This is a genomic window from Bradyrhizobium sp. Pha-3 (assembly GCF_042258325.1).
Classification (GTDB): Bacteria; Pseudomonadota; Alphaproteobacteria; order Rhizobiales; family Xanthobacteraceae; genus Bradyrhizobium; species Bradyrhizobium elkanii.
Genome location: NZ_CP170151.1, coordinates 2,599,792 through 2,624,111, shown reverse-complemented (window position 1 = coordinate 2,624,111; position 24,320 = coordinate 2,599,792). Strand labels below are relative to the sequence as shown.

General features: G+C 61.1%; 20 protein-coding genes, 1 tRNA gene and 1 pseudogene. 4 read left to right on the top strand and 18 right to left on the bottom strand.

Annotated elements, in window-relative coordinates:
• Window positions 1-75 precede the first annotated feature (75 nt).
• Both ACE10X_RS12255 and ACE10X_RS12250 read right to left on the bottom strand, forming a co-directional pair.
• Window positions 76-1,068, bottom strand: coding sequence for an ABC transporter permease (locus ACE10X_RS12255; RefSeq protein ID WP_038387432.1), 993 nt, complete (start codon window positions 1,066-1,068; stop codon window positions 76-78).
• On the bottom strand, window positions 1,065-2,630 hold the full coding sequence (locus ACE10X_RS12250; protein WP_038387439.1) for a sugar ABC transporter ATP-binding protein: 1,566 nt from the start codon (window positions 2,628-2,630) through the stop codon (window positions 1,065-1,067). The genes ACE10X_RS12255 and ACE10X_RS12250 overlap by 4 nt, the downstream gene beginning before the upstream one ends.
• Window positions 2,631-2,895: 265 nt before the next feature.
• Here ACE10X_RS12250 and ACE10X_RS12245 point away from each other — a divergent pair, with 265 nt between their 5' ends.
• Entirely contained in the window at window positions 2,896-4,728 is a 1,833-nt protein-coding gene (locus tag ACE10X_RS12245) for a PQQ-binding-like beta-propeller repeat protein (protein WP_038387433.1), read from the top strand.
• A 282-nt stretch (window positions 4,729-5,010) separates the two neighbouring features.
• On the opposite strand, the gene ACE10X_RS12240 is transcribed toward ACE10X_RS12245, so the two are convergent.
• Window positions 5,011-5,113: transfer RNA gene (locus ACE10X_RS12240), tRNA-Ser, on the bottom strand.
• An 847-nt stretch (window positions 5,114-5,960) separates the two neighbouring features.
• On the opposite strand from ACE10X_RS12240, the gene ACE10X_RS12235 reads away from it, so the two are divergent.
• On the top strand, window positions 5,961-6,641 hold the full coding sequence (locus tag ACE10X_RS12235) for an HAD family hydrolase (RefSeq protein WP_016848237.1): 681 nt from the start codon (window positions 5,961-5,963) through the stop codon (window positions 6,639-6,641).
• Window positions 6,642-6,924: 283 nt separating this feature from the next.
• The gene (locus ACE10X_RS12230; protein WP_026192417.1) at window positions 6,925-7,833 is read left to right on the top strand and encodes a TauD/TfdA family dioxygenase; all 909 of its coding nucleotides are present in this window, start codon (window positions 6,925-6,927) and stop codon (window positions 7,831-7,833) included.
• Window positions 7,834-7,908: 75 nt separating this feature from the next.
• On the opposite strand, the gene ACE10X_RS12225 is transcribed toward ACE10X_RS12230, so the two are convergent.
• From ACE10X_RS12225 to ACE10X_RS12155, 15 genes are all read right to left on the bottom strand, one after another.
• On the bottom strand, window positions 7,909-8,151 hold the full coding sequence (locus ACE10X_RS12225) for a DUF2274 domain-containing protein (RefSeq protein WP_075968962.1): 243 nt from the start codon (window positions 8,149-8,151) through the stop codon (window positions 7,909-7,911).
• Between the two features lie 4 nt (window positions 8,152-8,155).
• On the bottom strand, window positions 8,156-9,367 hold the full coding sequence (locus ACE10X_RS12220; RefSeq protein WP_038379346.1) for a TrbI/VirB10 family protein: 1,212 nt from the start codon (window positions 9,365-9,367) through the stop codon (window positions 8,156-8,158).
• Window positions 9,364-10,398, bottom strand: coding sequence for a P-type conjugative transfer protein TrbG (gene trbG, locus ACE10X_RS12215; RefSeq protein ID WP_028344502.1), 1,035 nt, complete (start codon window positions 10,396-10,398; stop codon window positions 9,364-9,366). Before trbG ends, ACE10X_RS12220 begins: the two co-directional genes overlap by 4 nt.
• On the bottom strand, window positions 10,395-11,078 hold the full coding sequence (trbF, locus tag ACE10X_RS12210) for a conjugal transfer protein TrbF (RefSeq protein WP_038379344.1): 684 nt from the start codon (window positions 11,076-11,078) through the stop codon (window positions 10,395-10,397). Before trbF ends, trbG begins: the two co-directional genes overlap by 4 nt.
• A 92-nt stretch (window positions 11,079-11,170) precedes the next feature.
• The gene (gene trbL, locus ACE10X_RS12205) at window positions 11,171-12,394 is read right to left on the bottom strand and encodes a P-type conjugative transfer protein TrbL (protein WP_028343873.1); all 1,224 of its coding nucleotides are present in this window, start codon (window positions 12,392-12,394) and stop codon (window positions 11,171-11,173) included.
• Window positions 12,391-12,762: a putative entry exclusion protein TrbK-alt gene (gene trbK-alt, locus ACE10X_RS12200; RefSeq protein ID WP_016845887.1), complete on the bottom strand. Its 372-nt coding sequence runs from the start codon at window positions 12,760-12,762 to the stop codon at window positions 12,391-12,393. Before trbK-alt ends, trbL begins: the two co-directional genes overlap by 4 nt.
• Window positions 12,762-13,490: a P-type conjugative transfer protein TrbJ gene (trbJ, locus tag ACE10X_RS12195; protein WP_026192416.1), complete on the bottom strand. Its 729-nt coding sequence runs from the start codon at window positions 13,488-13,490 to the stop codon at window positions 12,762-12,764. Before trbJ ends, trbK-alt begins: the two co-directional genes overlap by 1 nt.
• Entirely contained in the window at window positions 13,487-15,928 is a 2,442-nt protein-coding gene (trbE, locus tag ACE10X_RS12190; protein ID WP_028343872.1) for a conjugal transfer protein TrbE, read from the bottom strand. The genes trbJ and trbE overlap by 4 nt, the downstream gene beginning before the upstream one ends.
• A gap of 10 nt (window positions 15,929-15,938) precedes the next feature.
• On the bottom strand, window positions 15,939-16,202 hold the full coding sequence (locus ACE10X_RS12185) for a VirB3 family type IV secretion system protein (RefSeq protein ID WP_018270310.1): 264 nt from the start codon (window positions 16,200-16,202) through the stop codon (window positions 15,939-15,941).
• Window positions 16,202-16,483, bottom strand: coding sequence for a TrbC/VirB2 family protein (locus ACE10X_RS12180; protein ID WP_018270309.1), 282 nt, complete (start codon window positions 16,481-16,483; stop codon window positions 16,202-16,204). Before ACE10X_RS12180 ends, ACE10X_RS12185 begins: the two co-directional genes overlap by 1 nt.
• Window positions 16,484-16,529: 46 nt before the next feature.
• Window positions 16,530-17,444, bottom strand: coding sequence for a P-type conjugative transfer ATPase TrbB (gene trbB, locus ACE10X_RS12175; RefSeq protein WP_016845878.1), 915 nt, complete (start codon window positions 17,442-17,444; stop codon window positions 16,530-16,532).
• A 232-nt stretch (window positions 17,445-17,676) separates the two neighbouring features.
• On the bottom strand, window positions 17,677-19,005 hold the full coding sequence (locus ACE10X_RS12170; RefSeq protein ID WP_026192414.1) for a nitrate/nitrite transporter: 1,329 nt from the start codon (window positions 19,003-19,005) through the stop codon (window positions 17,677-17,679).
• A 141-nt stretch (window positions 19,006-19,146) separates the two neighbouring features.
• Window positions 19,147-19,563 carry a CopG family transcriptional regulator gene (locus ACE10X_RS12165; RefSeq protein WP_018270307.1) on the bottom strand — a complete coding sequence of 139 codons (417 nt, stop codon included), beginning with the start codon at window positions 19,561-19,563 and terminating at the stop codon, window positions 19,147-19,149.
• 6 nt (window positions 19,564-19,569) lie between these two features.
• Window positions 19,570-21,552 carry a conjugal transfer protein TraG gene (locus tag ACE10X_RS12160; protein WP_028343871.1) on the bottom strand — a complete coding sequence of 661 codons (1,983 nt, stop codon included), beginning with the start codon at window positions 21,550-21,552 and terminating at the stop codon, window positions 19,570-19,572.
• 36 nt (window positions 21,553-21,588) lie between these two features.
• Window positions 21,589-23,352: a DUF3363 domain-containing protein gene (locus ACE10X_RS12155; RefSeq protein ID WP_028343870.1), complete on the bottom strand. Its 1,764-nt coding sequence runs from the start codon at window positions 23,350-23,352 to the stop codon at window positions 21,589-21,591.
• Between the two features lie 66 nt (window positions 23,353-23,418).
• Here ACE10X_RS12155 and ACE10X_RS12150 point away from each other — a divergent pair.
• A pseudogene (locus tag ACE10X_RS12150) lies at window positions 23,419-24,309 on the top strand (transposase).
• Window positions 24,310-24,320 lie beyond the last annotated feature (11 nt).

Genomic DNA, 24,320 nt, shown 5'->3' with positions numbered 1-24,320 from the left:
TGACCGGAGGCCGGCGACCTTGCCCCTACCCTTGCAACGCCTGACCTTGCGGCCCATGCGCTGTGCCATCGTGCTCTAGCGTTTCGTGAAGGCGACCGCGGCTACGATGATCGCTCCCTTGATGACGAGCTGCAGCGGCGAGCTGACGCCGAGCAGCACGAGGCCGTTGTTGAGTGTGCCGATGATGAGGCTGCCGAACAGCGTCCCCAGGATGTAGCCGCGCCCGCCGAACAGGCTGCAACCACCGAGGATCACGGCGGCGATGACGTCGAGCTCCATGCCCTGCACGACGTCGGGCCGCGCGGCGTGCGAGCGCGCGGACAGCACCAGCGCCGCGAGCCCGGCCAGCGCGCCGGTCAGCACAAAGGCCGCGGTCGTCACCCACTTGGTATTGATGCCGGAATACAGCGCCGCGGTCGGATTGCCGCCGACCGCATAGATGCGGCGGCCGAACACGTTGTAGTGCAGCAGCAGGATGCCGACGATCATCGCGACCAGCGTCCAGGCGATCGGAACGGGTATGCCCAGGAACGAGCCTTCGCCAAAGATCGCGAAATAGGTCTCGTTGGTGATGATCACCGGCTTGGTATTGGTCACCATCATCGCCAAACCGCGCGCCATGCTCAGTGAACCCAGCGTCACCAGGAACGACGGGATCGAGAGCTGCGTGGTCAGGATACCGTTGAGCAACCCGACCAGCGCGCCGGTGCCGAGCCCGGCGGCAGCGCCGACGATCCAGCTGTTGTTGATCTGGCTCATGGCGAGCGCCGCGGCCATGCCCGACAGTGCCAATGTCGATGCGACCGACAGATCGATCTGGCGCGCGATGATCACAAAGGTCATGCCGACCGCGATGATCGAGACCAGCGTGGTCTGGCGTCCGATGTTCAGGAAATTGTCGACCGACAGGAACCAGGGCGAGGACAGGCTGAACACGACCAGCAGCACCAGGAAGGCGATGTACAGCATGTAGGGCCGCTCGCCCCGCAGCAGATTCTGCAGCAACTTGCGGCGACGATCGGATCGGGTCGACGAGGCGACGAGATTGGGCGCGGTCAGTTCGGTCATGCTTGCAATACGCCTTGTTCGGAAGCCTGGTAGATCTGCAGCAGATGATGGAGCTCTTCGGCATCATCGATCTCCCCGCGCACCAGCGTTCGCGCCACGCGTCCATCGACGATCACGGAGATGCGGTCGCAGAGCTCGATCAGTTCGACGAGGTCCGACGAGACCACCAGGACGCCGGTGCCGTCGCGTGCAGCGTTGCGGATCACGCCGTAGATCTCCTCGCGCGCGCCGACGTCGACGCCAACCGTCGGCTCGTCCAGCAGCAGCAGGCGCGGCCGCGGATCATTCCATTTTCCGAACACGACCTTCTGCTGGTTGCCGCCGGACAATGTCCTGACCAGGCTCGAGGCGCCTTGCGCCTTCACCGACAGCCTCGCCACCGCAGCGTCCGCATGCCGGGCGGCGGCGCGCTGCTGCATGAAGCCCCAGCGCGAGAAATGCGGAATCCGCGGCAATGTGATGTTGCGCTCGACCGAATGATCCAGCACAAGGCCCTGCATGTGCCGGTCTTCCGGCACCAGCGCGACGCCACGGTCGATCGCATCGGCCGCGCCGTTCGGCAGCCACGGCCGGCCCTCGATCGCGAGTGAGCCGCTCTCGACCGGCCGAAGGCCGAAGATCGTCTCCAGGATCTCGGTGCGCCCGCTGCCGATCAATCCGGCAAGGCCGTGGATCTCCCCCTTCATCACGGACAATTCGACGGCCGACAGGCGATCGTTGGACACGCCCGACAGCGACAGAACCGGCGACGGATCGAACGAACGCGCGGCCGCAGGCTCGGCGCGCGACACCGCGGGCGCCAATCGATCGGTGCCGATGATGGCGTTCACCAGCCGCTTCATGTCGGTCTCGGCGGTGACGAACGTGCCGGCATTGGCGCCGTCGCGGAGCACCGTGACACGCTGCGAGATCTCGAACACCTCGTTGAGCCGATGGGTCACATAGATCACGCCGACGCCGCGGCGCGTCGCCTTGCCGATCGCGTCGAACAGGATACGAACTTCATCCGAAGTCAGGGACGATGTCGGTTCATCAAGGATCAACAGGCGCACCTCGCCCATCAGTGCCTTGGCGATCTCGGTCATCTGGCGGTAGGCGAACGGCAGCGAGCCGACTGTTGCCTTGGTATCGAGGGGAATGCCGAGTTCGCTCAGGAACGCCTCGGCCCTGACCATCAGTTCGCGCTTGCGGACAAAGCCGAACCGCGTACGCGGCTCGCGGCCGAGCAACAGGTTGTCGGCAACGCTCAGCGACTCGACGAGACTGAGGTCCTGATAGACGACGGCGATGCCCGCCTCGCGCGATCTAGCCGGACTGTCGAACGTCGCTGGTTTGCCGGCGATCTCGATCGCGCCGCTGTCGGCCGCGTGGACGCCACTGAGGATCTTGATCAGCGTGGACTTGCCGGCTCCGTTCTCGCCCAGCAGCGCGTGCACCTCGCCGGCCCGGACCTCGAGGTTGACGTCGCGCAACGCCCGCACGCCGCCGAAGCGCTTGTTGATGCCACCGACCATCAACAGCGCCGTCGACGGCCGAGGCTCGGCTGCGATCAAACCGGACAATTCCAAATTTTCCTCCCGTCGCCCGCGCGAGGCGCTGGTACGATGGTGACATGTTGTTATTTTTGCAACTTATTGTGTTATAATTCTATCACATCGGCCGACCTGTCAATGGGAGATCGCGCCGCCGGGCGCTCGAATTGGGGGCGGCGGCAATCGGATCCTGCACCGCCATACGTGCCGCCGGCCTCGCCAGGCAGGATGCAGCCGGAAGGTTGTGCTACGCTGCAATCACTCTCTTCATCAAAGCCAACGCCGGTGAAACACGATGAAACTGAGTGCCGCGATTGCCGTCGCCCTGATCTCCTCTTGCCTGCCTGCAACAGCGCAGCAAGGCGGTGCCGACCTCTACGCGCAACGCTGCGCGCAATGTCACGACAGCAGCAATACGGGTGTTCGCGCGCCGAGCCGCGCCGCGCTGCAATCCAGATCGTTCGACGAGGTGCTTGGTGCGATCACCACGGGCCCGATGGCGTCATTCGCGCAGGGACTGAGCAGCGACGAGCGGGCGGCGATCGCCTCGCTCGTCACCGGAAAGGCCGCTTCGCTCGCGGCAACCGAGAGCGCGGGCGAATGCACGCAGAACGAGACCGGCTTTCCGCAGCCGATCGACGGGCCGCGGTGGAACGGTTGGGGCGCGGATATCAACAACAGCCGGTTTCAGCCGGCGGCAATGGCCGGCCTCGCGCAAGATCAGGTCCCGCGACTGCGTCTGAAATGGGCGTTCGGATTCCCTGACACGTCCAACGCCAACGCGCAGCCGGCTGTCGTCGGCGGCTTGCTGTTCGTCGGTGGCGGCGATCGCAAGATCCACGCCCTCGACGCCAAAAGCGGCTGCACGCGCTGGGCGTTTCCGACCGAGGCGCCGGTGCGGACGGCGATCAGCTTTGCCCCGCTGGACAACGGCCAGCCTGCCATCTTCTTTGGTGATGTGCGTGCCAACGTCTACGCCCTGAATGCCGCGACCGGCAAGCTGATCTGGAAGAGCAAGGTCGACGATCATGTGGCCGCCCGGATCACCGGTGCGCCAGTGTTCTATTCCGGCGTCGTCTATGTCGGGGTTTCATCGATCGAGGAGGCCATCGGGTCTCGTCCCACCTACCAGTGCTGCACGTTTCGCGGCAGCGTCGTTGCGCTGAAGGCCGAGACCGGTGCGCAGATCTGGAAGGCCTACACAATCCCTGAGGCACCGCATCCGACACGGGCGAACGCCCTCGGGACCCAGCTGTTCGGTCCGGCCGGCGCGTCGGTCTGGTCCGCGCCGACGATCGATGTGCAACGCCAGGCGCTCTATGTCGCGACCTCGAACAGCTATGCCGATCCGGCAACCGACACCAGCGATGCCATCCTCGCGTTCGATCTCACGACCGGCCGAATGCTGTGGCATCAGCAAGCCACGCCGAAGGACAGCTTCATCGTTGCGTGTTTCGGCACCGATCAGAGCAATTGTCCGGAAGACCGCGGCCCCGACCATGACTTCGGCCAATCGCCGATCCTGGTGAGCTTGCGCAACGGACAGCGCGTGCTGGTGATCGGCCAGAAATCCGGCGTGGTCCACGCGTTCGATCCCGACCACGAGGGCAAAATCCTGTGGCAGACGCGGATCGGCAAGGGAGGCGCGTTGGGCGGGACCGAGTGGGGTTCCGCCGCCGACCAGGACCGAATCTATGTCGCCAATTCGGACGTACGATTTCTAAGGGACGGCACGCGACGTCTGAATTCAAGCGAAGGTGGCGGCCTGTTCGGGCTCGATCTTGCGACCGGCAAGATCGCGATGCAGGTGGCGCCGGTGGCCTGTGGCGACCGCCCCCAGTGCAGTCCCGCTCTCTCCGCGGCGGTCACCGCCATTCCCGGCGTCGTCTTCTCGGGCGGCGTGAGCGGCTTCCTGCGCGCCTACGCGACCGATGACGCACGGTTGCTCTGGGAAATCGACACCGCCCGCGACTACACCACGGTCAACGGCGTTGCGGCCCATGGCGGCGCCATGGACGGACCCGGCCCGGTCGTCGTCGACGGCATGCTGTACGTCAATTCCGGCTACGCGCAATGGAGCGGGCTGCCCGGCAATGTTCTGCTGGCCTTTGAAGTCGGCAACCCCTGACAGGTATTCGCGCCGGCAAGCTGAGCACTACTCGCGGCGGGCTATTCGTGCTTTGATGCCGGACAGGATCAGCCGAGAGGTCCGAAGGGAGACCGTGTGGTGATTGGTGACGTGCTACGCAATATCACGTCAGGGGCCGTTACCCTCGCGCGCTCCAATGGTCCCGAATCGCCGATATCAGGGACCGGCGTCCTGAAATCGACCGACGTGGCAGCCGCGCTTCAAATCGATGTGCATGTCGTTGCGCACGAAAAACACAGAAACTATAAGTGCTTGAAAGAATGGTCGGAGTGGCAGGATTCGAACCTGCGACCCCTGCGTCCCGAACGCAGTGAGCATCTTCTAACTTATTGATTTTTCTTGTGTGGTGGCCACTCCCGTCCCGTTTTGTTCACGGTCGTTTCACCCAATTCATTGCGATTTCGTTGCGGCATTTCCTGACGAGAACGGCGCTCGCTGAGATGTCGAGCCGGCGAGCTGCAATGTGACCTGACTAAGTTCAAAATCAGCATCTGATCGCAAGGAGAAGCAATCCTAGCGATTTCCGAGCGCCCCTAAACTCTGCCGCATGAACACTGGTTTTTACGTAACAAGCTCAGTTCTTTCAGAAGACCGACTCTGATGACGTCTTCGGAAAAAGTGATCTGGCGGCGCCCACGATCGGCACCGATTGCACCCGGCCATCGACCGGACCTGCCGCTCGCCAACTTCCTTGACTGCGTCGGTGACGAGTTACTCCACGACTGCTCCAAAGCGCCACCCTCGGGCTTGTCTGGGTAGCCAGCTAAAACAGTAAGCCAAGTCTTTTCACTACTCATGCATTTCATTGCTGGCGCGGGAGGGATCCGACCGCCGAATGACGAAAACAAGATACGTCGGCGTCGCCAGCTCTATGCTGTGGCTGGTCCACCGTAAAAATCTTGGTCCGTTTCTGACAGCGACGTAAGGTCATGTCAGGATCGCCACACTGCGCGTCGGGTTCAGATTTTTCAAAGCACAGTTTGCCGCTTACTGCGCGCTTGCGGCGTTGGCACGACCATTGCTCCAGCAAAGATCAGCTTCAAAGATACAGAGGAAAACGGTCATGCTCTTCTTCCCTAGCTCGCGCGTCCTACACAGAACAGCGATCCGCGCGTTTACTTGACCGGGCGCAATACTAGACATACGGACCCGCAATTGTCCGATCGCAAATGCATTTACCGCCGCGGTACTTGCCTTAGGTTCATTCGCCCATGAAATCCGCGATTGTGTTCGACTGGAATGGCACGCTGCTCGATGATGCCAATGCGGTGCTTCAAACCATCAATGCAATTTTGAGCCGATTCGGTCGCGCAACCGTAGATATGCGCAGGCTTCGAGAGGAATTCGAACTCCCTCTTTCGGTTCTCTTCCGCAACCTAGACATGTCGAAAGATGAAATCGACGTCGTGGAGAGAAATGACAGCGCCATTTTTCATGACACTTACGAATTCTTGGCGCGCAACGCTGCCTTACGCAAAGGGGCACGAAATGTTTTGCTCGCCGCTGATCACAGAGCCGTTCACACCATTATTGTCAGCAATCACATTGTTGAACCAATTCGCGCACAAGTGCGAAGACTTGGAATCAAGACTCACGTCACGGACATTTTGGCATTTGAGAACCGCGCAACCCAGTTTAAGAGCGTGAACAAGGAAGAACGTCTGCGCTTGTATATGCAGGCCAATGATATACCTCCACAAAGAACCGTCATCGTGGGTGACATGCCAGTTGAGACGGAGATTGCCCGCAATCTCGGTCTTATCAACGTATCAATAATGGGGGGATTCGTTTCCGAAGCACGCTTGCGCGCCGCGGGGCCTGATTACATGATTCATGACCATCACGAATTATTACCCATTTTGCAGAAGCATTGCATTCTTCCGATCGGATGAGTCACCACAAGAGCATAACAGAAGAAGCTGCCGGTTGGCGCGCTATTGCTGTCCGCTTGGTCTTCACACCATTCGACGAGAGTGGTCGGCGATCAAGTTCTTTCGTCACACGGGCGAACTATCAGTCAGTTCAGTCCGAAAGCTTGCGCCAAATATCGCGATCCGTTCGGCGCCCATGTGAGTCTACGCGGTCGGTCTGAGTCCGTCACATGGCACGATGCTTGCTGGAATCATTCGCTACCGAGAGGCGAGGAAGACACTGCGAGGGGCTTGGAAAAACAACATGAGCAGAACGGCTGTGATCGGTGACGTCATTTCAGGCACCGATGTTGTGAAGCGTGCAGCGCGCATCGGTGCCGAAGTCAAAAATATCAAGCTATCGGGCGATCTACCGGACCACACGATCGACGCTATTAACAGCTTGTTGCTCGAGCACAAGGTGATCTTCTTCCGCAATCAAGGACATCTCAATGACGCCGAGCATGAGCGCTTTGCCGCTCGCCTTGGAAAGCTAGTTCCCCATCCGATGCTCGGTCCTACCAAGGGGATGGCGTCGCTCCTCGAACTGGACTCCAGTCGCGGCGGCGGTCGCGCCGATGTTTGGCATGCGGATGGGACCTTCGCCGAAGCCTATCCCAAAACTTTGGTCCTACGAGCCGTTGTAATGCCAACGTTCGGAGGCGACACCGTGTGGTCGAACACAGCGGCTGCTTATCTTGATCTACCGGCACCGCTACAGCGGCTTGCAGAGGAACTATGGGCCGTTCACAGCAACGTTTTCGATTACGCCGGAATCGCGCGCGTCCGCGAGGTCGACAAGAGACACTTTGACGAGGTGTTCACCAGAACGGTTTTTGAGACCGAGCATCCCGTCGTGCGCGTCCACCCCGAAACAGGCGAGCGGGCGCTGGTGCTCGGCGCCTTGGTGAAGCACTTTATTGGGGTCCCTAAGTACGACGGACAAAAGCTGTTCGATCTGTTCCAGTCTCACGTCACCGCGCCCGAAAACACTGTGCGCTGGAACTGGCTAGAGGGCGATATCGCGATATGGGACAATCGCGCAACACAGCATTACGCAGTCAACGATTACGGTGACCAGCATCGCGTCGTACGTCGGGCCACGATCGATGGTGACGTGCCCATCAGCGTAGATGGCCGGAGCAGTGTAACGCGCCTGAAGGTAACGGAATAGCGGCCCAAACTCGGCGGCGCCTAGGTTTATGCATCGCATTAAGCGTCGCGCGACAGCTTTGAGAAACCTTAGGCATCACTGTCCTGCGCCGGCGACCGGTGCGTCGCCTCGACGTTTCAGTTTAGAAAACCCTCGATCGGTGGCCATAAAGCGCGCTAACATGGGGGCGATAAGCTTAGTCGGTTCGACGACTTGACCACCTTGAAGCGAAAGGGCCTCTGCATATGCAATGAGATCACGATGCACGGCCGCCGGCAGCTCCGTACTCACTTTGACCGGCTTGTCGTCTGGAAGCTCTCCTATTTTGAGTTTTGGCATGTTGTCACCCTCTATACGGCGTAACTATGAGGTCACGATTGACAAGAACACGAACCGGGAAACCAGGCCGCACGGTCAAAGTGGGCTGGATATTGAGACTGCGTCGAACCACCTGCTGTCCGGTTTGGTTTAGTGAGTCGGAGGCGCCGTGTCGCAACGCCTGGATGATGGCGCTGTCGTTGCTATTGGTGTCCGAACCAGCCCCTAGTTCGGTCCCGACCGCCAGAAACGTCGATAGTGCCGCAGCCTTGAATAGCTCTGCCCAGTGATTGTCGACTTGGTCTTCCAGACCCGCATACCCAGCGCTATCAGCGCCAGGCTGCCGCTCGAGAACGATAGAATGTCCATTCGGCATAATCAGCCGCGTCCAGACCAGTAGGACACGGGACTGGCCGAAAGTAACCTGACTATCGTATGTGCCGATCAGACGCGCTCCCTGAGGCACAAGCAGAAAGCGGCCGGTCGGCGTGTCAAAAACATTCTCGGTGACCTGCGCGGTAATTTGGCCCGGCAGGTCCGATCGGATCCCGGTAATCAGGGCTGCCGGAATGACCGTCCCAGCCTGCACGACATATGGTGAAGCCGGCTTGGTGATGCGGTCGGGGCTGACCGTGCGACGGTCCACAGAAGCATTCACGAAGGCAAGCTTTCGGTCTTGACCGTTCTGCGCCAATCCGTCGTCGCCAGTGCTCGATAAGTTCGGCGACGCGACGCGGTCGCCTTCAACAGCCGCAGCGGCAGGCGGACGTCCTTCTCCTCCCTTGGTCGGAGCGAACAAATGGCTAATGCGGGCTGCCTCCGTCTCCTGGTCTCGGCGCTGCTGTTCCGCATCAGCCCCGATCGCCGGCGAGTGGCCTTGGGCAGCAAGGATTGGCCGACCGAGGTCGCCAGGGAGTGGCGGACCAAGCTGCGGTATTGGCTGGCGCGGAACGCCAGCATAATCCTTCGGCAGCGTCGTAAGGCCATCGGCAACATTGTGATGGTCAGTGCTGTAGAGTTCATCGGCCGCCTGGTTTCGGGGACGATTGTTCTGCAGCGACCACAGGACTGCTCCACCAATGACAAAGAGGGCAAGCGCACTCCCTCCGGCCAGGACTTTTCGCGACAACCGTGTCACGCGCGGATGCTCCGCTCTCAGTCGGAAGCTTTTGGACTGCTCCTCTTGTGTCTCCGGCGGATCTGCTTGCTCGTGATCGTTTCCACTCTGGCTGATCATGACGACGGCCTCCCGTCGGTCCTGACAATCCTGACCTTTTGCTGGCGCTCACTGCCGAGCCTCAGTTCAGCTGCTCCAAACAGCCGATCGACGATTAACACGTTACCGTAGGCGCGATAGTTGACGAGCTCGGTCTTCCCGTCAGGGCCGATGACAAAGAGCGGTGGCATCTCTCCCTGGACGATACCTTTAGGGAATTCGACGTAGACCTTGCGGCCATCGTCGTATGCGGCGAGCGGCCGCCAGGGTGGACTGTCCCCTTCAATGGCATAGCGGGAGATACGCTGCCCTGGATCCGGAAGAGGGGGTCTCAGAGCGACTGAACGGGATCGTTCGCGCGCTGTTTCAGGATAGTACCAGGCAACAGACGGCATATATGGCCGCTCGCGGGAGCGGAGCTCAATGAGGTAGGTGCGCCGGTCGGTATTGACAACGAGGTTAGTCTCGATCGATGCGCGGGTCGGCTTGACCAGGATATGGACGCGTCGCGTATCGCCGCTCCCGCTCTCAGTATCGCCTACGACCCAGCGTACGGTATCTCCGGCCGCGATGGGCCCTGATCCCGTCAGTTGCTCTCCCTCCTCGAGCGCGACGTCCGTGATCTGCCCCGGCGCGGCATAGATCTGATAGAGCGCCCCGGGACTGTAGGCGTAGATCTGCGCTGCGTTGAAATATCCCCGCTTCCGCGGTTCGACCCGGGCTGCGCTGTTTGCCGTCTCAACCCGGCTCACAGGGTCGGGCTCTTCCTTCCCTCCTGACTTGCCGCCGAGAGCCGGTTTCCAGAGCGGTGGAACGTGAAGCGGTCGCGACTTGTCATCCAGAGGCGCTGGCGGCGCCGGCGGCGGCGGGATTTCCGCGTCATAGCTGATCTGTGGCGGGATGTAGGTCGCGCACCCACCGAGCGCCGACGAACAAACCAGAAGAGCGGATAGAAATGCTCGCTTCGATGTCACGAGCTCGGACCAAGTCGAATTGCACCTACTGTACACGATAGGACGCTTCGAATAAACGTAAGACGGGGTCTTGGTCACTGACTCAACTCCTTTGACCAGTTGATGGCGCGGACATAGACGCCAAGGGGATTCTTGCGCAGGCGTTCGGCATCGCGCGGCATCTCGATCACGACGGTGAGAATTGCGGTCCAACGCTCGGTCGAACTCAGCGAGCCATTATCGTAGGTGCGCTGGATCCATGCGACCCGAAAGCTTTCTGAAGACGCGCGAATGACGCTCGACACGTCGACGGAGATTTGCGCCTTACCCAGTTTGGCAAAAGGGTCATTGTTGCGCGCGTAGTCGTTGAGCGCAGCGGCGCCGCGATCGGTTGCAAAATCGTATGCCCGGAGCCAGTTTTGGCGCAGAACGATGCCGTCGGCCGGAAGGCCCCTGACATCCTCGATAAAGCGCGCCAGATGGTAGGCGATCTGTGCATCAGTGGGTTGATAGTCGATGTTGGCCGGCGCGACCCTTTGGGCCTGGCCAAGATGGTCGACTTCGACCACCCAGGGCGTGATCGAGCCTTGATTCGACTGCCGGACAAGGCTACCTGCGAGACCGGCTGACAACATCAAGCAGCCGAATGCCATCAGGCGCCAGTTCTTGGCTTGCACGCGCGCTGATCCAATGCGTTCGTCCCAAACTTGAGCTGCTTTCTGATACGGCGTGACCGGTGCGGGCATGCGCCCGTAATGAACGGAAGTTCGTTTGAACATCGATGGTTGCCCCTGGTATCGAGTGATCGGTTTCAAGTCGGGCGATGGAAGGGTTGAGGTGCTGCTGTGCGGCGTAGGTACAGTGGTGCGTCTCAGCGCTCTCCTTCGGACAAATCGACGGAGGAGCCGCTGCCACCGTGATCGCCCGAGCGGACCGCGTGGCCGGCAGCCGAAGCACCATGCCGAATAGTCTCGGCACGCTTCATCCGGCGCGCCCAATCAGGCCGCCCCTCGGCCGAGGTGCTCGCCGCCCGTTCGCCCGCTTGCTCACCTCCGACGGCAGCCGCTGCGCGACGCAAAGGACTCATGGCAGCCGAAGCGCCAGCCTCCGCGACGCCGGCAAGGCCGCCGTTTCGATAGGCGGCTGACGCTCCGCTTAGGACAGCGCCGCCACCGCGCGCGGCGCCTGCAATCGCGCCACTAGCGAGACCAGCACCGGCCGCTACACCAGCACCTGCCGCAACAAGCCCGCCAGCAGCCAAACCCGATCCAATCGCCGCACCGGCGCCGAGCTGCGGTCCGCCAGATACCAGGCCGTTTGCAATACCCGGACCGAAGATGCCGAGGCCCAGCAGGGAGAGCGCCGCGAGCACTAGCGTCATTGCGTCTTCAATGGTCGGCTGAGCACCTCGGAAACCAGAGGTGAACTGCGAGAACAGGGTCGAACCGATGCCCACGATGACAGCTAGGACCAGAACCTTTATCCCCGAAGATATTACATTGCCCAGGACCCGCTCAGCGGCAAAGGCGGTCTTGCCAAACAGACCAAATGGAATGAGCACGAAGCCGGCCAGCGTCGTAAGCTTGAACTCGATCAGAGTGACGAAAAGTTGGATCGCCAAAATGAAGAAGGCGAGCAGCACCACGACCCATGCGAATAAGAGAACGACGATCTGAACGAAATTCTCGAAAAAGCTGATGTAACCCATCAGGTTCGAGATCGAATCGAGCAGTGGTCGGCCGGCATCGAGTCCGACTTGGGCGATCTTTCCCGGCCTCAGGAAATCGGATGCGGATAGGCTTGCACCCGACGCTTTCAGCCCAAGTCCGGCAAAGCTCTCGAAAACGATGCGCGCCAGGTTGTTCCAGTTGCCGATGAGGTAGGCAAAGACGCCCACGAAGAGGGTCTTCTTGACGAGCCGCGCGATGATGTCCTCGTCAGTTCCCCAACTCCAGAACAACGCAGCGAGAGTGATGTCGATCGCGGCGAGTGTCGTCGCGAGATATCCAACGTCACTGCCCAGCAACCCGAATCCGTTATCGATATAACGCGTAAACGTTTCCAAGAACTGGTCGATGATCCCGGTACCCGTCATGGCTTGCTCGCCTCGGGTGTCGCCGGTTGCGGATATGCTTGCGGGATCCGGCTCTGATCCTTTGGGGCGGGCGCCAGCCCTGCGAAGGAATCATTCTGGCCAGGGTCTGCTGGGCCGATTCTTTTGCCAAAGAAGCGACGCCGGTTTTCGTCCCAAATCTGCTTGCAATGCCGATAACCCACTGTGTCCTCTGGAGTGACACCGCGGCAGCGTGCGAGCTCGGAGCTGGCTGCATCGGTCCCTTGCTCCGCCTTCGGTGCCGACCGAGACGCGTCCAGTCCGCGCAGCTGAATCGTGCAGGCGGCGACGGCCACTAGGCCGATTGTCGTAAGCAGCGAAAGCGCCTTGAATGCCTTTACGTCGGTCATCAGTGGAACATCTGTACATTGGAGGATTGATAGCCCTGTCCTGGTGTTAGGAAGCGCTTGAGCTGCTCTCGACCCTGATCCTGGGCCGCGGCGCGCTGCGCCGCTTCGAGGCTCTGCGCCCTGCCCTGCGCCGCCGTGGCCGCCGTGAGATCGGCAAGTTGTTGCGCTTGAAGCGCGAGGATCTGATTGCCAGCCTGCGTTGCCTGCAGCGCGCCGGCGGCCCCCTGGCTTGACGTCACGAGCGCGGATGTCTGGATGCGATTGGTGTCGAGGTTACCAACGATGCCGGCTTGGACGCGAAGCGCGTCTTGCGTCGCGGCATAGGAATTTTGCCATCGCGCTTGAGCGTTGGCGACCAGCAGCTGGTTCGACTGGTTGCTGGTGGCTGGCGCGTAGCTGGTCGAGAAGGCGCGATCGATTTCCTGGACGTCGTAGGCGATGCGCTGAGCCTGCGCCAGCAACTGTTGGGTCCGCTGAATCGAGGATAGAAATTGCTGCAGCGACGAATACGGAAGGTTCGCCAGATTCTTCGCCTGATTGATCAGCATCTGCGCCTCGTTCTGCAACGAGGTGATCTGGTTGTTGATCTGCTGAAGCTCGCGCGCAGCGGTCAGGACATTCTGAACGTAGTTGTTGGGATCGAAAACGATCAGCGCCCGTGCGGGGATCGCAACGCCAAGCGCCAGCGCAGTGACGCCGGCTGCGGCCAATAGGGCAAGACGCCTCATGGCGATTTCTCCAGATTGACGAGATTGGGAATTAGATCTATGGCCCAGGCGACGCCACGGTGCTGGAGCCAGGCCGGCACGAAGCCGTCAGGTCCATGTTCGGCGAAGAGCTGCGCGATGGCAGCTTGGTCTGTCTTGGAAGAGGCCGCGGTGAATGCGAGCGCAACCTCACCAAGCCCGAGTTCGAACATCCGGTTGCCGCGACGGGACTGGCAGTAATAGTCGCGTTTTGGCGTTGCCCGACTCAATAACTCGATCTGGCGGTCATTGAGGCCGAAGCGGCGGTAGATGGCGGTGATTTGCGGTTCGATCGCCCGTTCGTTCGGCAGCAATAAGCGAGTTGGGCAGCTTTCGATGATCGCCGGCGCGATCGCTGAGCCGTCGACATCCGAGAGCGACTGGGTAGCGAAGATGACGGAGGCATTCTTTTTCCGAAGCGTTTTCAGCCACTCCCGGAGCTGCCCCGCGAAATCCTCATCATCGAGGGCAAGCCAACCCTCATCGACCATAAGGAGCGTCGGCCGACCATCGAGACGGTCCCCAATACGATGGAAGAGGTAAGCCAGCACGGCCGGCGCAGCACTCGTTCCGATCAAGCCTTCGGTCTCAAATGCCTGGACCGACGCTTCGCCAAGGCGCTCGAATTCGGCATCGAGCAGGCGCCCCGAGGGACCACCCACGCAATAGGGTTGCAGTGCACGTTTCAGGGAGTTGGATTGGAGGAGGACTGACAGGCCGGTCAGGGTGCGTTCCTGCATCGGCGCCGAGGCGAGAGACGTCAGCGCCGACCACAGATGATCCTTGACCTCCGGGGTGATCTCGATTTTTTCCCGTGCCAGGATCGCGCAGATCCATTCGGTGGCCCATCCGCGCTCTGAGGGATCATCGATCCAAGCCAGCGGCTGCAGCGCGACGGGCCGATCACTTCCGTCAGACAAAGCACCGCCCAAATCATGCCAGTCGCCGCCCATGCCGAGCGCGGCCGCCCTGATCGAACCACCGAAATCGAACGCAAAGATCTGGGAGTTCGGGTAGCGGCGGAATTGCAGTGCCATCAGAGCGAGCAGTACCGACTTGCCGGCCCCCGTCGGTCCGACCACAAGGGTATGGCCGACGTCGCCGACGTGGAGGGAAAATCGGAACGGGGTCGATCCCTCGGTCTTGCCGAACAGGAGGGGCGGCCCCTTGAAGTGCAGATCCCTCGCCTCGCCGGCCCATATGGCGGAAATCGGAATCATATGGGCGAGGTTGAGGGTCGAAACCGGCGGCTGACGCACGTTCGCATAGACATGCCCCGGCAGACTGCCGAGCCAGGCTTCGACGGCGTTCACCGTCTCGATCATGCAGGTGAAATCACGCCCCTGGATTACCTTCTCGACCAGCCGCAGCTTTTCATCGGCGGCATTGGGATCGCGGTCCCAGACAGTGATGGTCGCGGTGACAAAGGCTTGTCCGATCTGATCGGACCCCAGTTCCTGCAACGCTGCGTCAGCATCGAGCGCCTTGTTGTGGGCGTCGGTATCGAGCAGCGTCGACGCCTCGTTGGTCATGACCTCCTTGAGAATGGCGCCAATCGACTTTCGCTTGGCGAACCACTGCCGCCGAATCTTGGTCAGCAGCTTGGTGGCGTCTGTCTTGTCGAGCATGATCGCCCGGGTCGACCAACGATAAGAGAATGGCAGGCGATTCAGGTCGTCTAGGATTCCCGGCGTCGTGGCGCCCGGAAAGCCGACAATTGTTAGGACCCGAAGATTGGCTGAGCCCAACATCGGCTCTAGCCCGCCGGTCAACGGCTGGTCGGCCAAGAGCGCATCGATGTACATGGGAATTTCGGGCACTCGAACCCGATGACGTTTGGTCGAGATCGTCGAGTGCAGATAGGTCAGAGTATCCTGGTCATCGAGCCAGGTGCACTCCGGCATGAACCCTTCGACGAGTTGCAGCACGCGGTTGGTTTGATCGACAAACCCGCGCAGCACCTCGCGCGCGTCGGCTCCAACAGTGCGATCACGCCCCTCGTAAAGCAGTCGTTCTGCCTTGGCGGCTCCTTCCTCGGGGGGCAGATAGAGAAAGGTGAGGAAATAACTGGACTCATAGTGGGCGCCCGCCTCTTCGAACTGAGCTCTGCGCTCGGCGTCGACCAGTGCGGATGCGACATCCGGAAATGTACTCGGAGGATAGGCCCCGGCAAAATGGCGCTGTGCCTCGACGAATACGGCCCAACCTGATCCGAGGCGGCGCAGGGCGTTGTTCAGACGACCGGCGACGGCGACAAGCTCAGCCGGGACCGCGCTGTCGAGGTCGGGGCCACGGAATTTCGCCGTCCGTTGAAACGAACCGTCCTTGTTCAGGATGATTCCCTCGTCGACTATGGCGGCCCACGGCAAGAAGTCCGCAAGACGCGCGTTGGAATGGCGGTATTCGGCAAGGTTCATCATGGTAGAGAGCTCAGGCGTTGAGGTGGCCGGGAATGCGAAGATGTCGGCGCACGACGTCGACAAACGCAGGATCGCGCTTGGCTGCCCAGACGGCGGCCATGTGGCCGATGAACCACAGGACAAGGCCCGCGATCCAGAGCCGAAGCCCGAGCCCCAAGGCTGCAGCAAGCGTACCGTTGACGATCGCGACCGACCGTGGCGCGCCGCCCATCAGGATTGGCTCAGTGAGCGCGCGATGAACGAGCACGACAAAGCCTGTGACTGGTTCATCCATCAGATCACCACGCCGCCGCCGAAGGAGAAGAACGAAAGGAAGAAACTCGAGGCGGCAAACGCGATCGACAGACCGAACACGATCTGGATCAGCCTGCGGAAACCACCCGACGAGTCTCCGAACGCGAGCGTGAGCCCGGTTACGACGATGATGATGACGGCAATGATCTTGGCGACTGGCCCCTCGACCGACTGCAGGATCTGATTGAGTGGCTGCTCCCACGGCATGTTCGATCCGGCAGCCCAGGCCGGTGCCGACGCCAAAAGAAGCATCCCGGACATGGCCAGTGAAGCGGCATCTCGAGGAAAGCGAAATTGCGGACGCATGTCAGTCTCCTGTTGATGAAAGGTCGTAGTCGCCGGCGGGCCCTAGCCCGGTGACGAGAGCAAGCTCAGCGAGGCGACGGTCAGCGCCGCGCCCCGCAAGCACAGCAACGAGGTTGATGGTCTCAGCGATCAGGGCGCGCGGAACCGTGATGACGGCTTCCTGGATGAGTTGCTCGAGCCGCCGCAGGGCACCGAGCGCAGTGCCCGCATGAATAGTGCCGATGCCGCCGGGGTGGCCGGTGCCCCAGGCCTTGAGCAGATCGAGTGCTTCAGCACCGCGAACTTCGCCGACTGGAATCCGGTCAGGACGCAGTCGCAGCGAGGAGCGAACGAGGTCCGATAACGTGGCCACGCCATCTTTGGTACGCAAAGCGACGAGATTGGGCGCTTTGCACTGAAGTTCGCGGGTATCTTCGATCAGCACGACCCGATCAGAAGTCTTTGCCACCTCGGCTAAGAGCGCATTCGTCAATGTTGTCTTGCCGGTCGATGTCCCGCCGGCGACGAGGATGTTCTTGCGTGAGGCGACTGCGCTTTTCAGGATGTTGGCCTGTTCCGATGTCATGATCTCTTTGACGACGTAGTCATCCAGCGTAAACACGGCGACGGCGGGCTTGCGGATAGCAAAGGCCGGTGCTGCAACGACTGGGGGCACGAGCCCTTCGAAGCGTTCGCCGGTCTCAGGCAATTCGGCCGAGACCCGTGGCGCGCCGGCATGCACTTCGGCGCCTACATGGTGCGCAACCAGACGAACAATGCGCTCGCCATCCGCTGCGGACAGAGTTTCGCCTGTATCGGTCAGGCCATGCGACAAACGGTCGATCCACAGCCGCCCATCTGGGTTGAGCATTACCTCGATGATCGATTGATCCTCGAGGTATCCGGCGATCGCTGGGCCAAGAGCACTACGCAGCATTCGCGCACCGCGCGAATTCGCCTCCGATTGAAAGGAATGGATTGCCACCGTTGCCCTCCCCGAATGAGGGCGTCCACAGAGGGGCGCCCAGATGGGGACGATTAGAAAAGGCACCAACGGACTTAGCGCAACAAGCGCTTTCGGTGATCGAAGACTGGCGTAGAAAAAGAAAGATTGAGAGGCGATTTTTTTGACACCTACTCAATCGTATCGGTTCGCTGCGAGTTTGTGCTCACCACTCCGCATCGTCATCCGGGGGCAGGAGGATGGCCGAATTCTGGTACAAGCCAACTGACTCGGCAGGTTCGAAGGTGCTAGCCGACATCTCGAGACAGATTGAACCCACCCATGACGCAAAGGACCGAAACCAAGGCAGCGCGAACCAGAGAAACGTCGCGATCTGCAGCGCTACGTTGAAACCGAACGCTGCTTGATAGGCTTGGACGGGCCTATGGCCATCATTCGCAGACCATTGCTCCAGGATAAGACCTGTTGCGTATTGTGCTAGAAACGCCCAACCAAAGTGCAAGACGTTCAAGGCACCGTTGGCACGACCGGCAAGCTCTGGCGGAAAGTAATCCGCCACCACGGCGAAGCTGACCACAGTTGCCGTTCCTACAATTGCGACAACAGACCAGAGCAAGATAGATGGCAGAGACGCTCGCAGGATCAAGGCACACTCGGCTGCGATAAATAGTACCGCAGCTATCGCCAATATTGTCTCCGCCCCGATTCCCCTTCGTTTGACGCAATGGACTGTCATACCGAACAACCAGGCACCAGCGCTAAGTACGATCGACATAATGAAGAGCTGTCTGATGAGACTTGCGCGATCAAACCCCTCTACGTCGGTCAGCCATGGCGATGCCCACAATCCCTGCAGAGACCAAGCCGATCCAATGCAAGTCGCCGACAACGGGGCCATTCGCCAAAAGCGCCGATCGCTGAAAACGGAGCTCAGGGTGGCGGAAGCTGTTGATGGGGCTACGCTTCGTTCAGGCACCACAAGATAGATGAGAATGGCCGTCGTACCGGTCGCGACTGCCAGAATCTCAAAGAGCTGCCGCCAGCCCATCGACGTCAGCAGGTGTTCGACGGGAGCCGTCGCGGTCACCGCTCCTAGCGAGCCCAGCATGATCATATAGCCGTTCAGTAAGGCAACTTGTTCCCTAGGGAACCAAAGGATGATCGACTTCAGTCCTGCGGTCAGTGCCGCCGCCACGCCAAGCCCGATCATTGCGCGCGCGATCAAAAGCGACAGGAAGCCGGTCGATACCGCAAACAGTCCGCCGCCGACGGCTGCGAGCAAGAGCAGAACGCTCTGGACGCGACGCGGACCAAAGTGGTCCAACAATATACCGACGGGGATCTGGGCCGCCGCCAGAACAAGAAAATAGATTGACGTAAGCAACCCGAGGTCGGCAGTCCCAAGCCCGGTGTCCGAGCTGAGATGGCTGGCGATCACGGCGTTGATCGTTCGAAACAGATACGAGAGGTAGTACCCAGCTGCAAAAGGGAGAAAAACGCGCGCGATTCGACGCCATGCTGTTGAAATTTGCATGCTGGCCCCTTTGCTCTCAGCTCACCCGAGCCGATAGCGCGTCCAGCTTTTGTCAGTTCGGCTAACTCGCGGTGGTAGTAGGCTGGCGTAGAAAAAGAAGGAGCGGCGAAATGGTCTATCGACATAGGTTCAATCAGGCTCTTAGGCCGATTCCTGACGGCGGATATCTTCTGGAATCTCGCGCAGAAAGCTTTGCCCCTTTTGCATACGACGCCCGAGCGCCTCGACAAATCCTTCAAAGCGCTCCCTTCCCTTTGCTTGAGCGGCCGCTTGCGCATCGTTGGGCAACGGTGGCGTGATCGTCAGCCAAAAACGAATGAAGAGGGCCAAGGTCTCGGCCGTCAGACCAACGTCACGTTCCAGCCTCTGCATCTGACGGGAAAGCCGATCCAAACGGCGGGTAAATGCTGCTTCCCGCCTGTCCGCTCCATCCGGTGACAGAAACGAAGCGACGGCCGCTTCCACGATTGCAGACCGCGAAAGCTTTTTGCGATCGGCAAGATCAGAAATCTGTTTCAGAAGCTCGGGCGGGAAATAGACGTTCATCCGGTCGCGCATATCGCCTCAGAGCTCCATACCGTCATTCGGGTCCATAGCGACTTGACGCGCGACGCCAAGCATCTGCATAAGTCGAGACTGGCGGACTGCATCCTCGTCGTCGTCAAGAACGGCAGCAAATTCCTCTGCCGGCGTCAGTTCGGTCGTTTCCTTGACGATCGCGACGTGATCGGGGAGTTCCGGCTCACGACGGAGCCCGCTGTTCGCCGTGTCTTTCTCGGTCTCCGCGGCCTTGTCAGTTGGACCTCCCGCCGGCTTTAGCGTTCGGAGCGCTGACCACCCGTCCGTTCGCGATGATCGGCTGGCCCTCGCCGGATCAGGCGGCAGTAGAACCCTCTCGGCGAATCGCCGATCCTCGTAGTAGCGGACCTTCTTGGCCCGGATCGGCGGCGTGCCCGCCACCATGACGATCTCGTCCATCGACGGAAGCTGCATGACTTCGCCCGGGGTCAAAAGCGGCCTTGCCGTTTCCTGGCGCGAGACCATGAGGTGACCGAGCCAAGGATTCAACCTGTGCCCGGCGTAGTTCTTCATGGCCCGCATCTCGGTCGCCGTACCCAAGGCGTCGGACACACGTTTGGCCGTCCGCTCGTCGTTGGTCGCGAAGCTGACGCGGACGTGGCAGTTGTCTAGGATGGCGTTGTTAGGCCCATAGGCCTTCTCGATCTGATTGAGCGACTGCGCGATCAAGAAGCTCTTGATGCCGTACCCCGCCATGAAGGCGAGCGCGGACTCGAAAAAATCGAGCCGCCCCAGCGCTGGGAACTCGTCGAGCATCATCAGGACTCGATGCCGGCGGTCGCAGGCGTGCAGGTCCTCGGTTAGGCGACGACCAATCTGGTTCAGCACCAGACGAATCAACGGCTTGGTCCGTGAGATATCGGATGGCGGCACTACGAGATACAACGTTGTAGGGTGGCTATCCGCGATCAGATCGGCGATCCGCCAATCGCAACGGCAGGTCACCTGGGCCACCACTGGATCACGGTACAGCCCGAGGAACGACATCGCCGTGGATAGGACACCAGAACGTTCATTTTCCGACTTATTGAGGAGTTCGCGCGCGGTCGATGCGACCACGGGATGAGCGCCCTGCTCGCCGAGGTGCCGAGCAGTCATCATCGCCTTTAGAGTGGCTTCGATCGGCCGCTTCGGGTCGGAAAGAAAAGCTGCGACGCCGGCCAAGGTCTTGTCTGCCTCGGCATAGAGGACATGGAGTATGGCGCCGACCAGAAGCGAATGACTGGTCTTCTCCCAATGGTTCCGCTTGTCGAGCGAGCCTTCGGGGTCGACCAGGACGTCCGCGACGTTCTGGACGTCGCGAACCTCCCATTCCCCGCGCCGGACTTCGAGGAGCGGGTTGTAGGTCGAGGACCTTGGATTGGTGGGATCGAACAACAGGACGCGGCCATGCCGCGAGCGAAAGCCCGCGGTCAGTTGCCAGTTCTCGCCCTTGATGTCGTGGACGATAGCCGAGCCCGCCCATGCCAGCAATGAGGGAACGACGAGGCCGACACCTTTGCCCGACCGGGTCGGTGCAAAACACAGTACGTGCTCCGGTCCGTCATGGCGGAGGTAGTCGCGGTCGAGTTTGCCAAGCACAACGCCATCCGGACCGAGAAGACCGGCCGCTCGAACCTCGTCGCCATTAGCCCAGCGCGCCGAACCATAGGTTTCGACGTTCTTGGCTTCACGCGCGCGCCACACCGACATGCCGATCGCCACCGCGATCGAAACGAAGGTTCCTGACGCCGCGATGAAGGCTCCCTCGACAAAGATTTGAGGCGCGTAGGCGTCGTAGACGAACCACCACCAGAAGAAGACCGGCGGGTAATAGATCTTGAAGCCTAATAGTTCGAACCAGGGTCGCCCAAGCTCCGGTTGCCAAGCGAGCCGCCAGGCTGTCCACTCGGTGGCTCCCCAGATGGCCAACAAAACGATCAGACCGACAACGATTACCTGTCCCCAGAGGATTTTGGTTCCGGACATCCCGAACGCCCTTCCGCAACTGAATTGGAGAGATTGCTAGAGGCCGAGGTCGCGCTTGCGGCCAAGGCCCCATTCGATGCCGCCGCCGTCCTTCACGACGCCGGTGACGTGCTGGCCGAGCCGCTTTTCGAGTTCACGTGACCAGGGCACGAGCGCGAAGCCGAGCCCATTATCGATCATGGCGAATCGTCCCGAGGTAAGTGTCAGCCGCTGGCGATACGTGCCGGCCACATGCTCCCCGGAAGCGGCGTTCACATGAGGCAAGCCGGTGTCGGCCGAGACCCGTGCGGCCACGTCCTCCAACTCGCGCCGGCGCAACGTATTAAGGAGATCGCGCTGCAGAATGATGCGTTGGCCCTGCCGCCGCGCCAGGCCCTCCTGGATCAGATGCTCGGTTCGGGCTTCCATGGCGTCACGGGTCTCGCGGCCGAATCCGCCCATGGCGAGCGGCATGGGCTCGCGTTCGACGAGCCGGTGGTCGAGCCAGGTCGCGCCCTTGGCGGTGACCTGCGCCCCAAGATCGATATCGGAACGGGGCGCGAGCACCAGGGTGGGACGCGGATCGCCGGCTTGACCGAAGCGTCGGACTTCGACGATGCCGCCGACCGGTGGCGCATGTTCGAAGGCCTCGAGCCCTCGAAAGCGCACGTGGTGAGCGCGTCCGTCTGTTCCATCGATCGTGGCGTAGGCCTCGCCGGTCAGTTCGTCGTGCAATCCACGATCGACCAGTCGTCCGATAATCTGGGATGTCGGCTGTCCACCGTCGATGACGAAGTCGGCAACGCCGCGCGCTTCCCCGCGCTCGGTAAAGGCACGGTGCATGGTCTTGATGATATCGCCGCGCAGGCCGAGGTCGCGCAAGCTACGCTCGGCCTCGAGCCCTACCATCCATTCCGCAGGTGCGGCGGATGCGGCCAGGCCCATCTTCTCCAGGTGTTGAAGGCGAGCGACCATCAGGCGCCGGATCTCGGGGTCGGACTTGCCGGGCTTCTCTGGGCGAAGATCGATAGTGCCGGTCTCGTCTGCAGTCAGCCGGATCTCCCGATCGAGCCGCGTCCATCGTTCCGCCGTGACTTCCCTCTCCAGCGAATTGCGGATCTCATGCTCCGGTTTTGGCCCCAGTTCGATGGCGACCAGTTCCTCGGCGCGTGAACGCAGTCCCCTGCTGATGTAGTCGCGGGAGATCACTAGATCCGCCCCTTCCTCATCTACTCCCCGAACGAGAATATGAACGTGAGGGTTATCGGTATTCCAATGATCGACAGCCACCCAATCGAGCCGCGTGCCTAGATCGGTCTCCATCTGCGTGGCGAGATCGCGGGTAAAGGCGCGCAGGTCGTTCATGTCGCCGGCATCCTCCGGTGAGACGATGAATCTGAAATGATGCCGGTCGTCCTTGCACCGCTCTGCGAAAGCCGCGCTATCGGCGCGGTCGGTGCCCGCATCGAACATCTCGGCGCGCTCACCACCCCGAGTCACGCCGTCGCGCTTCAGATATGAGAGGTGGGCGGTCAGTGGTGCTGAACGGAAGGCGCGCCCTTTATGCCGAACCACGCGTGCCTTCACCACAGCGCGCCGCGTCGGGCTGAACAATCTGGCGCGGCTGAAGGCGAGGCGCCCGCGGCCAAACGTCGAGCGCCCATAGGCCGCCGAACGCCTGCCGGCCATAGCCTGCGCTGGGGTGTGCCCTGCTTTCTTCGCCGCCCGCAGCACCTGGTTGATGAAACTCTTCGGCTTCGGCGCGCGCGTGCTGCGAATGCGCCCAGGCCGAATACGCAGGTCGCTATCGGCTGCGGTCACAGGCGGTCCTCCAGGTGGGCGAAAGCGCCTACAGTGCCGAGATTGTCCTTGATTGCATTGTTAAAGATGCAAGGCGCGGCACGCGCCGCGACCGACCGGCACGCTAGAACCCAAGCCATGTCAATGGCTTGCGGTTCGACCGGCGAGCCCCTTTTATCTCGCCTTCCTAATCGGGCGTTCAAAGTCAACTCATTCCTACGCTTTTCTCCGACTCTTCGCACTTCAGCCATGACAGGGCTCCCTGCATCGACAACGGACAGACGTCACTACACCGCGCTTGCGATCCCATTCACCGGGCGAGGTCCATGCGTTCCTTCGCGTTCAGCACTTGGACCGTCGCATGCTCTCCATCAGGTTGGTAAACAGGGCTATCCAAGCAGTCCGACGCTCTCGTCCCCGAGCGGAGGGCGCACCAAGCCTGGACGGCTGTGGATGTATGCCCACGATCAACGGAGCTTGGCTGGACCTGAGCCGCCGGCTGCAGTTTATGTGTTCGCGTCCGACCGCAAGGCGGAGCGCCCGGCTACGCATCTGGCGCACTTCAAGGGCCTTCTGCACATCGACGGATACGCGGGATTCGGTCGGCTGACTGACGCCGGAAACGTCATCCTCGCCGCGTGTTGGGCGCACACCGGGCACAAGTTCTACGAAGTTGCGCAGTCCGAGGACATGCCCGTCTCGCACGAGGCCCTGCGGCGCATCGCTAGCCTCTATGCCCTCGAAGCGCAGCTGCGTGGTCAATCGCCGGCGCATCGGCTGGCGATGCGGCGCGCATTCGCCAAGCCGGTCATTGACAGCCTTCGCTTCTAGCTGGAGGTGCAGCTTCCTCAACTGCCCGGCCGCAGCAATCTCGGAGAAGCGATCGGTTATGCACTGTCGCACTGGGATGGATTGACCCGCTTCCTCCATGAGTACTGCATCGAACTTGACACGAAGCCCGTCGACCGCGCGATTTGACCGGTGGCGTT

Excerpts from the sequence above, each read along its gene's own strand:
- ACE10X_RS12255 (WP_038387432.1), bottom strand. The coding sequence starts at position 1,068 with ATGACCGAACTGACCGCGCCCAATCTCGTCGCCTCGTCGACCCGATCC.
- ACE10X_RS12245 (WP_038387433.1), top strand. The coding sequence starts at position 2,896 with ATGAAACTGAGTGCCGCGATTGCCGTCGCCCTGATCTCCTCTTGCCTG.
- ACE10X_RS12235 (WP_016848237.1), top strand. The coding sequence starts at position 5,961 with ATGAAATCCGCGATTGTGTTCGACTGGAATGGCACGCTGCTCGATGAT.
- ACE10X_RS12230 (WP_026192417.1), top strand. The coding sequence starts at position 6,925 with ATGAGCAGAACGGCTGTGATCGGTGACGTCATTTCAGGCACCGATGTT.
- ACE10X_RS12225 (WP_075968962.1), bottom strand. The coding sequence starts at position 8,151 with ATGCCAAAACTCAAAATAGGAGAGCTTCCAGACGACAAGCCGGTCAAA.
- ACE10X_RS12220 (WP_038379346.1), bottom strand. The coding sequence starts at position 9,367 with ATGATCAGCCAGAGTGGAAACGATCACGAGCAAGCAGATCCGCCGGAG.
- trbF (WP_038379344.1), bottom strand. The coding sequence starts at position 11,078 with ATGTTCAAACGAACTTCCGTTCATTACGGGCGCATGCCCGCACCGGTC.
- trbL (WP_028343873.1), bottom strand. The coding sequence starts at position 12,394 with ATGACGGGTACCGGGATCATCGACCAGTTCTTGGAAACGTTTACGCGT.
- trbK-alt (WP_016845887.1), bottom strand. The coding sequence starts at position 12,762 with ATGACCGACGTAAAGGCATTCAAGGCGCTTTCGCTGCTTACGACAATC.
- trbJ (WP_026192416.1), bottom strand. The coding sequence starts at position 13,490 with ATGAGGCGTCTTGCCCTATTGGCCGCAGCCGGCGTCACTGCGCTGGCG.
- trbE (WP_028343872.1), bottom strand. The coding sequence starts at position 15,928 with ATGATGAACCTTGCCGAATACCGCCATTCCAACGCGCGTCTTGCGGAC.
- ACE10X_RS12185 (WP_018270310.1), bottom strand. The coding sequence starts at position 16,202 with ATGGATGAACCAGTCACAGGCTTTGTCGTGCTCGTTCATCGCGCGCTC.
- ACE10X_RS12180 (WP_018270309.1), bottom strand. The coding sequence starts at position 16,483 with ATGTCCGGGATGCTTCTTTTGGCGTCGGCACCGGCCTGGGCTGCCGGA.
- trbB (WP_016845878.1), bottom strand. The coding sequence starts at position 17,444 with ATGCTGCGTAGTGCTCTTGGCCCAGCGATCGCCGGATACCTCGAGGAT.
- ACE10X_RS12170 (WP_026192414.1), bottom strand. The coding sequence starts at position 19,005 with ATGCAAATTTCAACAGCATGGCGTCGAATCGCGCGCGTTTTTCTCCCT.
- ACE10X_RS12165 (WP_018270307.1), bottom strand. The coding sequence starts at position 19,563 with ATGCGCGACCGGATGAACGTCTATTTCCCGCCCGAGCTTCTGAAACAG.
- ACE10X_RS12160 (WP_028343871.1), bottom strand. The coding sequence starts at position 21,552 with ATGTCCGGAACCAAAATCCTCTGGGGACAGGTAATCGTTGTCGGTCTG.